14 protein-coding genes are annotated in these 13,279 nt (G+C 42.3%); 6 read left to right on the top strand and 8 right to left on the bottom strand.

Features of this window, described 5'->3' with window-relative positions; all coding sequences use genetic code 11:
* The 6 genes from QX565_RS15830 to QX565_RS15805 form a co-directional block, all read left to right on the top strand.
* Positions 1-888: ribonuclease E/G (locus tag QX565_RS15830; RefSeq protein ID WP_289293457.1), on the top strand; the 888-nt coding region annotated here is incomplete at its 5' end.
* A gap of 563 nt (positions 889-1,451) precedes the next feature.
* The gene (locus QX565_RS15825) at positions 1,452-2,267 is read left to right on the top strand and encodes an AraC family transcriptional regulator (protein WP_289293456.1); all 816 of its coding nucleotides are present in this window, start codon (positions 1,452-1,454) and stop codon (positions 2,265-2,267) included.
* A gap of 121 nt (positions 2,268-2,388) precedes the next feature.
* Positions 2,389-3,141, top strand: a complete 753-nt coding sequence (locus QX565_RS15820) for an SDR family NAD(P)-dependent oxidoreductase (protein ID WP_289293455.1) — start codon at positions 2,389-2,391, stop codon at positions 3,139-3,141.
* A gap of 21 nt (positions 3,142-3,162) precedes the next feature.
* Complete coding sequence (locus QX565_RS15815) at positions 3,163-4,326, top strand: aldo/keto reductase (RefSeq protein ID WP_289293453.1); 1,164 nt, start codon at positions 3,163-3,165, stop codon at positions 4,324-4,326.
* Positions 4,327-4,476: 150 nt separating this feature from the next.
* Positions 4,477-5,292, top strand: a complete 816-nt coding sequence (locus tag QX565_RS15810) for a carboxymuconolactone decarboxylase family protein (RefSeq protein WP_289293451.1) — start codon at positions 4,477-4,479, stop codon at positions 5,290-5,292.
* 132 nt (positions 5,293-5,424) lie between these two features.
* Entirely contained in the window at positions 5,425-5,835 is a 411-nt protein-coding gene (locus QX565_RS15805) for a GNAT family N-acetyltransferase (protein ID WP_289293449.1), read from the top strand.
* 99 nt (positions 5,836-5,934) lie between these two features.
* Here the strand turns inward: QX565_RS15805 and QX565_RS15800 are convergent, their stop codons facing one another.
* From QX565_RS15800 to QX565_RS15765, 8 genes are all read right to left on the bottom strand, one after another.
* Positions 5,935-6,300, bottom strand: a complete 366-nt coding sequence (locus QX565_RS15800; protein WP_289293447.1) for an MmcQ/YjbR family DNA-binding protein — start codon at positions 6,298-6,300, stop codon at positions 5,935-5,937.
* Positions 6,301-6,593: 293 nt separating this feature from the next.
* Positions 6,594-7,766 carry an iron-containing alcohol dehydrogenase gene (locus tag QX565_RS15795; RefSeq protein ID WP_289293446.1) on the bottom strand — a complete coding sequence of 391 codons (1,173 nt, stop codon included), beginning with the start codon at positions 7,764-7,766 and terminating at the stop codon, positions 6,594-6,596.
* A gap of 6 nt (positions 7,767-7,772) precedes the next feature.
* A complete protein-coding gene (locus tag QX565_RS15790; RefSeq protein WP_289293445.1) occupies positions 7,773-8,765 on the bottom strand; it encodes a lysylphosphatidylglycerol synthase transmembrane domain-containing protein in 993 nt (330 codons plus the stop codon).
* Between the two features lie 54 nt (positions 8,766-8,819).
* Positions 8,820-9,755 carry a phosphoinositol dihydroceramide synthase gene (locus QX565_RS15785; protein ID WP_289293444.1) on the bottom strand — a complete coding sequence of 312 codons (936 nt, stop codon included), beginning with the start codon at positions 9,753-9,755 and terminating at the stop codon, positions 8,820-8,822.
* Positions 9,756-9,764: 9 nt separating this feature from the next.
* Entirely contained in the window at positions 9,765-10,418 is a 654-nt protein-coding gene (locus QX565_RS15780; RefSeq protein ID WP_221649488.1) for a CDP-alcohol phosphatidyltransferase family protein, read from the bottom strand.
* Between the two features lie 21 nt (positions 10,419-10,439).
* Complete coding sequence (locus tag QX565_RS15775) at positions 10,440-10,946, bottom strand: GtrA family protein (protein ID WP_221649489.1); 507 nt, start codon at positions 10,944-10,946, stop codon at positions 10,440-10,442.
* Positions 10,931-11,404: a phosphatidylglycerophosphatase A family protein gene (locus QX565_RS15770; protein WP_221649490.1), complete on the bottom strand. Its 474-nt coding sequence runs from the start codon at positions 11,402-11,404 to the stop codon at positions 10,931-10,933. The genes QX565_RS15775 and QX565_RS15770 overlap by 16 nt, the downstream gene beginning before the upstream one ends.
* Before the next feature lie 129 nt (positions 11,405-11,533).
* The gene (locus tag QX565_RS15765; RefSeq protein ID WP_221649491.1) at positions 11,534-12,823 is read right to left on the bottom strand and encodes an inositol-3-phosphate synthase; all 1,290 of its coding nucleotides are present in this window, start codon (positions 12,821-12,823) and stop codon (positions 11,534-11,536) included.
* Positions 12,824-13,279: the final 456 nt, after the last annotated feature.

The raw sequence follows: 13,279 nt of genomic DNA, 5'->3' as shown, positions 1-13,279 counted from the left end.
TATGAAGAAACCAGCCGCGCCGTAGGTTTGTTGCGCGACCTCTTCAACCCTTCTTTTGAGAATATTCACGTCAACGATGAGGCTGTGTACAATGAAATTAAAGACTATGTATCACTGATTGCGCCCGACCGGGCCAATATCGTGAAACTGTACAAAGGTCAACTTCCCATTTACGACAATTTCGGTATCACCAAGCAGATTAAATCATCGTTTGGTAAAACAATCTCTTACAAGAGTGGTGCCTATCTGATTATTGAGCACACTGAGGCGCTTCACGTAGTAGACGTGAACAGCGGTAACCGCACCAAGAATGCCAACGGGCAGGAAGGTAACGCACTCGAAGTAAATCTGGGGGCCGCCGATGAGCTGGCACGCCAATTGAGACTAAGAGATATGGGTGGTATCATTGTTGTAGACTTCATTGATATGAATGAAGCCGAAAACCGTCAAAAGCTTTACGAACGCATGTGTGCCAATATGCAAAAAGACAGGGCACGCCACAATATTCTGCCGCTCAGCAAATTCGGTCTGATGCAGATTACCCGGCAACGTGTACGTCCTGCTATGGACGTAAACACGATGGAAACCTGTCCTACCTGTTTTGGCAAAGGAACTATCAAGTCGTCCATCCTATTCACGGACACTCTGGAGAGTAAAATTGATTATCTGGTCAATAAACTGAAGATAAAGAAATTCTCGTTACACATCCATCCGTATATCGCTGCATACATCAATCAGGGACTCGTTTCTCTGAAACGCAAATGGCAGATGAAGTATGGATTTGGTATTAAGATTATTCCGAGTCAAAAACTCGCTTTCCTGGAATACGTATTCTACGATTCCCATGGAGAAGAGATTGACATGAAAGAAGAAATCGAGATTAAGTAAAAGATAAAGGCGACCCGGAAAACGAGTCGCCTTTTCTTTTGAATAAAAAACAAATAGACAAGCTACTTCACGAGAGGATATAAAAAATCAATAAAAACTTTATACGTTCACTATAATCAATATATCTTTTTATATTTCGAAATCTGATATTGATTAGTATCGCCAACAATAATTCTTATATTCACTATAAATCAGCTGATTACATAAGTATAAACATTCACATTCTAAACTTATATTTCCTTTTAAGGGATTCTTATAATTACTTTTTTGACAACTATGTATTTACCGGATGAACTAAATCTGATTTTATCCGCGTTATTTGTACCCATAATAGAATACCCCAATTGTCTATATCAGGATTTACCCCACCCGCATGCACAATCTCCCCAAAGTACGGCATCCACTCTGTCTGGATATAGCTATCCCCCATTGGAATCAGCAAAGAAAAATGATGAAAACATCATCCTATTGCCACAATATACAAAATCATCAAAAAAATGAGCTTTACAACAAAATATAAGAGAATATAAATCCCTATTTTTGCAAAAAATAAAAGGATTAATATGGAACGACTGAATGTATTCGATTGCTCGAATGTACTTATAGCGAGTTATTTCACCGATGACCGGGGATGTGCCCACGAAAACCGGGAACACACGCTCATTTACCTGTGTTCCGGTGAACTGGAAATTGAAGAACGCGGACAAAGAACAGTTCTGCATCCGGGCGAGTGTGCCTTTATGAGACGGGATAACTGGATGTGGTTACAAAAACATGCCAATAAGGACAATCCTTATCGTTCTATCGTATTGAAATTCACGAGACCTTTTTTGAGGGAATTTTATCAGACGCTCGACAAAAATGATATTCCGGTGGAATCGAAACGCGAGAAAGTGAGCCTGCGCGTGTTGCCGAATAATCGGCCAGACATCCGTAGCTTGTTCGAGTCGGTCATCCCATATTTCGATTCGGGAGTAAAACCATCCGATGATGTATTGAAACTGAAAATGATCGAAGGAACTTATGTTTTGCTCAATACAGACAAAAATCTCTATGCCTCTTTGTTCGACTTCGTCGATCCGTGGAAAATAGACATTCTCGATTACCTGAACGAAAACTATATGTACGACCTTTCGATGGAGAAGATCGCCGGTTACACGGGACGTAGCCTGGCAACTTTCAAACGCGATTTCGCTAAAATAAGCGAACTTACTCCGCAGAAATGGATCATCAGGCGACGTTTGGAAGCAGCGCACGATTTGATAAAATCCGGCAAGAAAAAAGTTACGGAAGCCTGTTTCGATGTCGGTTTCAAGAATCTTTCGCATTTCTCTAAAGTCTATAAAGAAACATACGGTTATGCCCCCAGCGCGATTTAAATCGGATATAGCCGGAACAAATTATGAAATGAACTTCATAACAAAGTAAATTGAGCCTCGCAGCAAAGTCACTGCGAGGCTCTTCGTTTACCTTTGCATCAGAATATTAAAACAGAGCATCATGGAAACAATGAAAGAAAAAGTGGTAATGATTACCGGTTCTGCGGCAGGTATCGGTTTAGCCTGCTCCGAAGCATTTGCAAAAACAGGTGCAATGACGATTATGGTCGATATCAACAAACCGGAAGAGCAAGCCCGGAAACTTATAAATGAAGGACACAAGGTAATCGCCTACGGTTGCGACGTATCGGACACGCAGGCAGTGAAAGAGATGATCGATTGGATTGTTACAACTTATGGCCGTTTGGATGCTGCGCTGAACAATGCCGGTATTCAGACTCCACAACGACCGATGGCCGAAATTACCGACGAAGAATTCGACCGTACGGTAGCCGTTGATCTAAAAGGCGTGTGGAACTGCATGCGCTACGAGATTATCCAAATGCTGAAACAAGACGGCGGAGCCATTGTCAATACCTCATCACAGGGCGGTGTAACGGGATTTCCGGGACAGGCTGCCTATATCGCTTGTAAGCATGCCGTTATCGGACTGACCCGTACCGCTGCCATAGACTATGCAGCCAAAGGTATCCGCATCAATGCCATTTGTCCGGGAGCTATCCGTACTCCAATGGCTGAAGAACTCATGCGCCGTAATCCGGACCTGGAAGAAGAACTGATACGCGATATTCCGGCCGGTCGTCTTGGCAAGCCCGAAGAAATCGCCAATGCCGTATTGTGGCTATGCAGCCCGCAGGCTAGTTTCGTGGATGGTCATGCCTTGTTGGTGGACGGCGCTTTTTCAATACATTAAACTTATAAAACAAGAATCACAATGAAAAACAAGAATAAACAAGAAGGGATCAGCCGCCGTGGTTTTCTGAAAACGGCGGCTGCCATAGGTGCAACATTAACGATACAACCTACAATCAATAAGGTAAAAGCGGCCAATGTTACCCTTAACGGAGGGAACACATCTCCCACAATCCCCCAAAAGATGCAGCATCGCACGCTCGGTAGCGGTCATACTGCCATGGAAGTATCTACTCTCGGATTCGGGGTGATGGGTATGACCTACAACCGCAGTCAGCATCCCGACCGCAAAGAATGTATCCGGCTCTTGCATGAAGCTGTGGATCGTGGAGTCACTCTCTTCGATACGGCCATCATCTATGGTCCACTGACTAACGAAGTATTGGCGGGTGAAGCACTCTCAGGATTCAAGGACCGGATCAGTGTAACGACCAAATTCGGACACGAAGTAATCGAAGGGAAAGGTACGGGCCGTCAGGATAGTCGTCCGGAGACAATCCGCCGCTACTGCGAGGAATCATTACGCCGCCTGCGCATCGATTCCATTCCGCTTTTCTACCAACATCGTTTTGACAGAAACGTACCTATTGAAGATGTTGCAGGAACGATTTCTGATCTGATAAAAGAAGGAAAAGTTCAGCGGTGGGGTCTATGCGAAGTAAGTACGGAAACCATCCGCAAGGCACACTCCATCCAGCCGCTTACCGCCATCCAAAGCGAATACCACCTAATGCACCGTCTCGTTGAGGAAAACGGTGTGTTGAACGTATGCCGTGAACTGGGTATCGGTTTCGTACCTTACAGTCCGTTGAACCGTGGCTTTTTGGGAGGTTGCATTAACGAATACACAGTGTTCGACCCAAACAATGACAACCGCCAGACCTTGCCCCGCTTTCAACCGGAAGCCATGCGTGCCAATATGCGTATCGTGAATGTACTGCAGCAGTTTGGACGTACACGCGGTATGACTTCCTCACAGGTAGCCCTCGGATGGCTGTTGCAGAAAGCCCCCTGGATTGTGCCTATTCCGGGAACAACGAAGCTCGCACATCTGGAAGAAAACCTACACACGCTCGACTTCAATATTCCAACAGAAGAGTGGAAAGAACTGGAAGATGCCGTTGCCGCCATTCCTGTAGTAGGCGACCGCTATAATGCCGAGCAGCAGAAACAAATAGGATTCTAAATTAAATTCACTATGGATCGCAGACATTTTTTAATATGCTCGAGAAGTTGGGTATCGGCTTCGTTCCCTATTGCCCGCAGGAACGTACCTTCCTCTCTCCGACCAGATGCCGCTCAATCCATCTAATTTCATCCAATAAATGAAACGATTATGAATAAACTCCTTTTATTTTCAGTATTCAACATTTTAACACTTACTGTTATGGCACAAGAAAAGATAGTACAGACAGCAGGGCGCAACCAATTAGGAGAGTTTGCCCCAAAATTCGCGGAACTCAACGATGATGTCCTCTTCGGCGAGGTATGGAGCCGCACCGACAAACTCGGCCTGCGTGACCGCAGTTTAGTAACAATTACATCACTCATCAGTCAAGGCATCACAGACAGTTCATTGACATTCCATCTCCAGTCGGCGAAAAACAACGGTATCACCCGAACGGAGATTGCTGAAATTATCACGCACATAGGCTTTTATGCGGGATGGCCCAAAGCATGGGCTGCTTTCCGATTAGCAAAAGAGGTGTGGGCCGAAGATACGACGGGCAACGATGCGAAAGCGGCATTCCAGCACGAAATGATTTTTCCTATCGGCGAACCGAACACAGCATACGCACAGTATTTCATCGGTAACAGCTACCTCGCACCGATTTCACAAGAACAGGTAAACATCTCCAACGTCACGTTCGAACCACGTTGCCGCAACAACTGGCATATTCACAAGGCATCAAAAGGCGGTGGTCAGATGCTTATCGGCGTAGCCGGTCGTGGTTGGTATCAAGAAGAGGGTAAGCCGGCAGTAGAGATTCTTCCCGGAACGGTCATTCATATACCTGCGGGTGTGAAACACTGGCACGGAGCAGCTGCTGACAGTTGGTTCGCCCATCTGGCATTCGAAGTTCCCGGCGAGAATACATCCAATGAATGGCTCGAACCTGTGACCGACGAACAGTACGACAAGCTTAAATAAATTCGGCAGGATATGAAAACCAACCGACTGCCCATCCAATAGTAGTTTTCGTGTTGAATACCTGCGCAAGACAGGACAACACGATTACTTAAAGGATATAATGCATTAAAAGATCCAAGTGCAGAGCCCCGTTTGTCATTACTTGCCCGATATAATGGAAAACCAGTCGGACATATACTGTTTACAAAGGCAGAGATTGAGGGAGCGACAATTCAGCCACTCATCCATATCCTTGCTCCACTGGCTGTAATACCCGATTTTCAGAAACAGGGAATTGGAGGGTTACTAATCCGCAAAGGGATACAAATGCTGAAAGAAAAAGGTACCAAACTTGTCTTTGTATTGGGACACAAGGAATATTATCCCCGACATGGTTTCATACAAAACGCCCAAGGTATGGGTTATACCACACCATACCCGAACCCGACACCCGCAGAATATGCCGAATATTGGATGATGCAAGCACTGACAGATGAAGAGTTGGTAAAAGGCAGAATTAAATGTGCAGATGCATTATTCAAACCGGAACACTGGCGAGAATAAAAATTTCATCACTTACAGCTCCGTTACAATATATCCGATTAGAAGAGATGTAACGGGGCTGTACATATATTGGCATTTTATATGTAAAACGAACACCTTCTACAACCTTTCTTTCTCTTTTTTAGAGAGAGAAAGAAATACAATATCATATGACCGTTTTACGAGTTCTTTTATTTTATTATCCGGTACATCCTGATTGAAATAAACACTAATCCAATATTTCTTATTCATATGCCAACCGGGAGTTATCCCGGAATATTGGGCTTGCAATTCTACCGATTCATTGGGATCACACTTGATACAACAAAAATCGAATACCTCGATATTTACAAAACAAAACCATTTATCTCCCACATAAAAGTAAAGAACATCCCGGCTATATTTATCTGCTACATTGGGAAACGGCATTTTTTCATAAACGCCTTTCAATGAAAGGCAATATTCTCTAAACTCTTCAACATTCATAAGTCCGGTATATTTATATCATGTATCTTTCGTAACTCCTCCCACTCTTACGTAACAAGGATTATAAAAGTACGTATTTAAGCATCTATTAAAATACTAATTAACAGCATGTTAAGTACGTACTTTTATAGTTATAAAGTACGTACTTTTAAAACTGAGACTTTCTATTGTTAAAAAATCGTTTTTTAATAACGATAGCTCTCTTATTACTATATACTCAGTATCCCGTTACAATATATCTGATGATGGGTTAGAATATATGTAACGGGATACTAAGTATATTGGCATTTTATTTACAAAGCCAACCGGTAAATCTCTTTACTATCTTCTTTCGTCAGCTTCACATAATTGCCTACCAGTTCTCCTTTGTTCCGATGCAGACTATCTGCCAAACGGTCGATATCGGGATTCTCAATACCCAACTCACTAAAAGTAACAGGCAATCCAATGGATTTGAAAAAAGATTTCAACCGGACAATACCTTCTAAAGCAACCGCTTTCTTATCATCCGTTTCGGAAACATTCCATACACGAACGGCATACTGTGCTATCTTATCTACATTATGTTCAGTCATCCAGGTCATCCAGGCAGGAAAAACGACAGAAAGTCCCGCACCATGCGTCACATTATAAATGGCACTGATTTCATGTTCAAGAAAATGAGATGCCCAGTCTTCTTCACAACCTACCCCACACGTGCCATTGTGTGCTATATTCCCACACCACATCAGATTGGCACGGGCACCGTAATTCTCCGGTTCTTTCATAACGATAGCTGCTTCTTTTATAATGGTAAGAAGCGTCCCCTCACAAAGACGATCACCAATTTCCACCTCTTTTGTATTGGTGAAATAGCGCTCCATAATATGGGCCATCATATCAGCAATACCACAAGCTGTCTGGAAAGGAGGAAGTGTATAAGTAAGTTCAGGATTCATCACAGCAAAAACAGGGCGTAATAATTCCGGTACGCGGAGACTGAGTTTCTGCAAACCATCTGTTTTTGTAATTACCGTATTGCCGGAGCCTTCACTTCCCGCAGCAGAGATGGTTAGAACAACCGCCACTCTCAACGCCTCTGTCACCTTAGCTTTACCAATATAGAAATCCCAAAAATCACCTTTATAAGGCACACCTGCTGCGATGGCTTTGGCAGTGTCTATCACCGAACCACCACCTACTGCGAGTAACAAGTCTGCCCTCTCGCTCCGGCAAAGCTCAATGCCTTCGTATACTTTGATGTCGACAGGATTAGGTTGTACACCACCCAGCATACAATATTCAATCCCAACCTCTTTAAGTGAAGACTCTACGCACGATAACAATCCACTACGTATCACTGAGCCACCACCATAAACAATCATTACTTTCTTAGCACCCTGCTTTTTCGCTAAAGCACCGGTTTGTGCCTCTGTGTCTCTGCCGAATACAAATTCGGTAGGACTGTAAAAGATGAAATTATTCATTGTATTTTATTTTTTAGAATTTCCTATTTTCATCAGCACAAGGCCGATTACAATCCACACAAGTTCCCGTACTCGGGTTATCAAAGCGGTATAAACGCCATATCCTCCCGAAAGAGAAAGTCCGCCAACCGCCAGTGCAAACCCTCCTTCACGCCCTCCAAGCTGCATAGGCAGGAAAAACAGTAAATTAGCAAGTAAAGAAGAGAAAGCCATAATAAGAATACAGCTCATAAAACTAACATTTGTGGTGAGTACATTCAAAATAAGCCATACTTCAAGACAACCAACGATACGGGCTGTATATTCCAAAAATAATGCACTATAAAAAGTGCTTTTCCGTTGTTGATGTAACAGAGCTATCTGGCCATCAATATTTTCCAACTTATCCTGATGTGCTTCGGCAAAGCGAATGGCTTTATCTTTCAAAAAAGGGATATGACTACCGAAACGAACACATGCCACTGCCATCCCGTGCCGGTACCCCTTCACAAAAAGAGAAACAAGCAACACACAAAATAAGGTGATCAGAGTAAGCACAATTCCCATTCCCCAACCCACCGGATAAAATAAAGCATAAATAAGGGCAGCACTGAGCCAGAAGCAGAAATGAGAAAAGATATGCATCATTACATACAGAATCACGGAAGAGGTAGCACGCTCTACACCAATATAAGGAGTCAGTTCCATAATACGATAAGGCTCACCACCCATCAATCCCACAGGAGTAACATAATTAAGAGCAAAACCGGAAACCGTAAACTTATACAAACGGGTGAAAGTAAGCCCTCCCCCCTCACCACCACTACGTATGATGATATACCATGACAGGGTATTGATAAGGTATATAAACAACCAGAGCAGCAAAACGAGCGGCAGATAATAACCGGCACGTTTTAAGCTGCTCCACAGTTCTTCATAAGACATATCAAAAGTGAAAAGCATAATAACAACAGCGATAATGCCGAAACCAAGAAATATATTACGATATTTATTTTTCATTTGAGTTTCAGTGACTATGTGCCGGTAACTTATCCACTACAGATTACATCTTTTTTATTTGATATAGTTATAATATCGTTCAAAGAAGCGTTTGAACCCTCTTGTCTTCATGAGTCCTTTTTCAAAAACCAGGATACCAAGCAAAGCACAAAAGATTCCCAGTAATACATCAATAATATAATGATGCGACGAATAGACAGCCGTACACCAGATACCTACCAGAATAATGGCAAAAAGAGCAATCAGCATTTTACTGGATTTCCGCACGATAGCATAATAGAGCGGAATCACCATATAAGCAGCATGCAAAGAAGGTACGGCAGCAAATACATTGGCATTGCGCCCGTAGATAGACTGGAAAACAGACAAGCCGGTCAGTTCATCAAAACGACCCAGCCCCGCCACATTGCCCGGAGTATTCAGAATCGCTTCCATCCCATAGTTAATAGCATACCAGGGTGGAGCAGCCGGATGAATATAATAACCGGCAAAGCCTATCAGATTGACAAATAAAAACACCATAGCGAAACGCAGATACAGGCTTCTCTCCTTTTTCAGATAGAGATAAATGCCAAATGCAATAGGTACAGGCACCCAGCACAGGTAAAAGATACCTGCCATGAAATCTGCAAATTTCCAGTTGTGCAATGTGAAGTATTCGCAGGGAATGAGAAGATTCCCATTATCATTGATACCAAACCAGGATTTCTCCAGATTATAGATTCCTGCCACATCAATAGGATTTACTTCGTAATTGGGAAATACACGCATCCAATCATACGAAATACCAAAAATGAAGAAAGGTAACAGGGCTACTGCCAACTTGCGGGTGGGTATACCGGCAAAGAACAGAGCCAGAAAGATAAACGCCATCAGCAAATGCTCCGGACGCAGTCCGAGGCATACAGCCGTAAGTAATAAAAAAAGAATGGTTATACCTACAACGGTCAGCGTTTCTTTCCGCGAAGGCATCTTAAAAGTATATCTCATAATCAGAGTTTACATATCTTTCATCACCTTACGGCAATGGTTCAAACGGGCAAATGCCGTAATATTGGCAAACACAGCTACCAATGCTACGGGAATCATTAATATCAGAATCGGATCAAATGAAGTGACATCATCGAAAACGCCACAGAAAATAGCTCCCAGACTAATCAGCACGACACGTTCCGGACGCTGCATAAGGCCAACCTTACAATCAATCCCCAGTCCTTCGGCACGGGCACGCACATAACTCACCATCAATGAGCCAATCAAAGCAATGAAAGCAATAATCGATCCCCACATATACCCTTTGAGTATCAGATAATAAAAGATACCAAACAGAGTGATCAATTCACTGTAACGGTCGAGTACCGAGTCATAGAGTGCACCGAAAGTGGAACTCATATTTCCCAAGCGGGCCACACGCCCATCCATCATGTCGAATAGCCCGGCAAACAATATAATACCGCCTCCCCAGCCTACATAAGAAAGGTCTCCCCGCTCTCCGTTGATACCGCCATAAATCAATACGCCTGCTGCTACAATATTCAAAACCAGCCCGGTAGTAGTAATAAAGTTGGGCGTGATACCTATTTTAATCATCCCTCTGACAACGGGATTGATTATTTTATAAATTACCTGTTGTAACCAGTCTCTGTAATTCATTTCTATTCTTTTGTTATTTTTTTATAGTTTGTTTTCTCTCTTAAAAAAATTCTTTATATTCACATTCCGATATACAAACACACGTTGCAGGTAGTAATTCCAAAACAGTGCAACTAATATGGAAACCACTATTTTCGGAACAATAAAAAGGTCTTTAGAGTAAAGACTTAATGTATCTCTGACCCATGAAATCCCTGCTATCCATTCCGTAAGATAATACGTCCCGTATGTATTCAAAAAAACACTACCTGCCCACACCAATGTATACTTTATAATCACATGTGATTTCTTGCATTCGTGACACTTGAAAGTCCATTCGTAGTTAACGAAGCAATTGAACATACCTCCGCAAACCGAACCAATGCAAGTGGCATATACATAATACATTCCGAAAAATTGTGCCAACGCAATCGTTATCACAAAATCCGTAACCGTGGCCAATTGTGCCGAAAGCTGGGCTCTCAGAAACATGAAAATCCCCCCTTTCTCCGAGAATGCTGTTATCAGTTGTTTCATCCAATCAGCCATCTGATACCTGCTAACAGAATAAAACTATAAATACCTGCCAGGATATCATCCATCATGACTCCTACTCCTCCTTTCAGACTCTCCATCTTACGAATGCCCAATGGCTTGAAAATATCAAAAAGGCGAAACAATGCAAAAGCCGCTACCGGATACCAGAAATTACCTTCGGGTGCTGCCAGCAGTGCAATCCATACGCCTACCATTTCATCCACAACCACCCGCGAAGGATCTTCACCCCAGAATGGTTCCAGTTTATTAGACGACCAGATACCACCGATAGTAAAAAGGATAATCAGTGCAACAGTCAATAGCCACACAAAATTGAATGGAAAGAAATACAGTAGAATACACCACATCACAGTAGCCAGTAAAGCTCCTGCCGTACCTGGAGCAAAAGGAGAAAATCCTGCTCCAAAACCAGTAGCAATCATTATATGAAAAAGGGAAACTTTTTTCATCACTCAGATAAAATATATGCAAAGTTATAAAAATAATAAAACTTTCCCCTTTTTTATAAGAGGAAAGTTTTATGGATGTACCCACAGAGTCAGATCATCTCTTTCTCTTTAGTAACTAATATGTTTTTATCAATCCAGATAACTTGGTGATTTCTGACCAACCATATCACGCAATGTCTGCTTAACCATTCTCCATTGAGTAAACAGATCGTGTACAGGCTGGCTTTCCAGATCATGCATCGGGCTCTTGCAGAAGAATGACAACCAGGTCTGAATGCCAGACATTCCGGCACGCATAGCCAAGTCACTGAACAATACAAGGTCAAGTGCAATAGGAGCAGCAAGAATAGAGTCGCGACACAGGAAGTTTACTTTAATTTCCATCGGGTAACCCATCCATCCGAAGATATCGATGTTATCCCATGCTTCCTTATTGTCTTTACGGGGTGGGTAGTAATTAATACGTACTTTATGATATACATCACCGTACAGGTCAGGATATTTTTCCGGTTCGAAGATATTGTCGATTACAGACAGCTTACTTACTTCTTTTGTTTTAAAGTTATCGGGATCATCGAGCACTTCTCCATCACGGTTACCCAGAATGTTAGTAGAGAACCATCCGCTTACACCCAACATACGGGTTTTGAACATCGGAGCCAAAACAGTTTTCATCAAAGTCTGTCCACTCTTGAAATCCTTACCGGCGATAGGCACATTCATCTTTTTAGAAAATTCCCACATAGCAGGAGTATCTACGCATAAGTTAGGAGCACCCATGATGAACGGAGCACCTTCTGCAATAGCAGCATAAGCGTAACACATACTTGGAGAAATAACGTTTGTGTTGTTTTCTTTCATTGCTTTTTCCAAAGCGGCAAGTGACATGTGCTCGTCTGACAGAGGAATATAAATCTCTGTACTTGCAGCCCACAACACAGCAATACGTTCGCAATTGTTAGCAGCTTTGAAGTCACGGATATCCTTACGCAACTGTTCTACCATTTCCCAACGGGTAGCAGCTTGTTTAACATGAGTACCGTTCAAACGTTTTGCCCAATTATGATCAAAAGCAGCAGGCATTGGCTTGATAGTCTCCAATTCATCTTTCACTCCATTCAAGTCCTTTTCTTTCAAAACCTCAGCATACATAGCAGCTTCATAAGCATTGTCGGGGAAAATATCCCAGCCACCAAATACAATGTCGTTCAAATTTGCTAAAGGCACTATGTCTTTAATAAGTTTTTCCTCGTTGTTTTCCATACGCATTGTTGCCATTTCTGCGATAGAACCTATTGGTTTTGCCAATCCCTTGCGAGAAGCCAGTGTTCCTGTAATCATAGTGGTAGCAACTGCGCCACCAACACCTACCACCAACACGCCGAGACGGCCTGATGCCGGTTTAATTTCTTGTTCCATTTCTGTTGTTTTAGATAAATTAAAATTGCCTACAAAGTTAGGCTCAACTCCATACTCAAAGAAGTTCTAATAGTCGGATTAATTGTTCCATTTGATGTATTATCCTATTTACAAGCTCATATAGAGAACAATACGCAGATCTGATTCATCTATGACGAATAAATTTAAAATATATCTGATAACGAAATATGATATATTACAAAACTTAAAAATAAGATTGGCATAGAATTTTATCAGCTTTTTTTCTTACAATTCAAAAGAGAATATCTATACTCTACCAATGTTTTTTGTCAAATCTTATAACTTTTCATCTTGTTGCTCGTAGAGAATCGGATCGATCTTCGTAGAGAATCGAGCCGTTCCTCTACCATTATCTTTGCCATGGAAAACATAGTTCTTTATGAACGTTAATAAGAATAAATTTCTTAATATTGTCTCGTAAACAAGAAAGCCTCC

Source organism: Bacteroides sp. 41_26 (assembly GCF_949740115.1).
GTDB classification, from domain to species: Bacteria; Bacteroidota; Bacteroidia; order Bacteroidales; family Bacteroidaceae; genus Bacteroides; species Bacteroides nordii.
This window is presented reverse-complemented; position numbering and strand designations above follow the sequence as displayed.

Coding starts and splice junctions, on each gene's coding strand:
- QX565_RS15810 (WP_289293451.1), top strand. CDS start 4,477: ATGAATAAACTCCTTTTATTTTCAGTATTCAACATTTTAACACTTACT.
- QX565_RS15795 (WP_289293446.1), bottom strand. CDS start 7,766: ATGAATAATTTCATCTTTTACAGTCCTACCGAATTTGTATTCGGCAGA.
- QX565_RS15800 (WP_289293447.1), bottom strand. CDS start 6,300: ATGAATGTTGAAGAGTTTAGAGAATATTGCCTTTCATTGAAAGGCGTT.
- QX565_RS15765 (WP_221649491.1), bottom strand. CDS start 12,823: ATGGAACAAGAAATTAAACCGGCATCAGGCCGTCTCGGCGTGTTGGTG.
- QX565_RS15785 (WP_289293444.1), bottom strand. CDS start 9,755: ATGAGATATACTTTTAAGATGCCTTCGCGGAAAGAAACGCTGACCGTT.
- QX565_RS15775 (WP_221649489.1), bottom strand. CDS start 10,946: ATGGCTGATTGGATGAAACAACTGATAACAGCATTCTCGGAGAAAGGG.
- QX565_RS15790 (WP_289293445.1), bottom strand. CDS start 8,765: ATGAAAAATAAATATCGTAATATATTTCTTGGTTTCGGCATTATCGCT.
- QX565_RS15820 (WP_289293455.1), top strand. CDS start 2,389: ATGGAAACAATGAAAGAAAAAGTGGTAATGATTACCGGTTCTGCGGCA.
- QX565_RS15825 (WP_289293456.1), top strand. CDS start 1,452: ATGGAACGACTGAATGTATTCGATTGCTCGAATGTACTTATAGCGAGT.
- QX565_RS15770 (WP_221649490.1), bottom strand. CDS start 11,404: ATGAAAAAAGTTTCCCTTTTTCATATAATGATTGCTACTGGTTTTGGA.
- QX565_RS15780 (WP_221649488.1), bottom strand. CDS start 10,418: ATGAATTACAGAGACTGGTTACAACAGGTAATTTATAAAATAATCAAT.
- QX565_RS15815 (WP_289293453.1), top strand. CDS start 3,163: ATGAAAAACAAGAATAAACAAGAAGGGATCAGCCGCCGTGGTTTTCTG.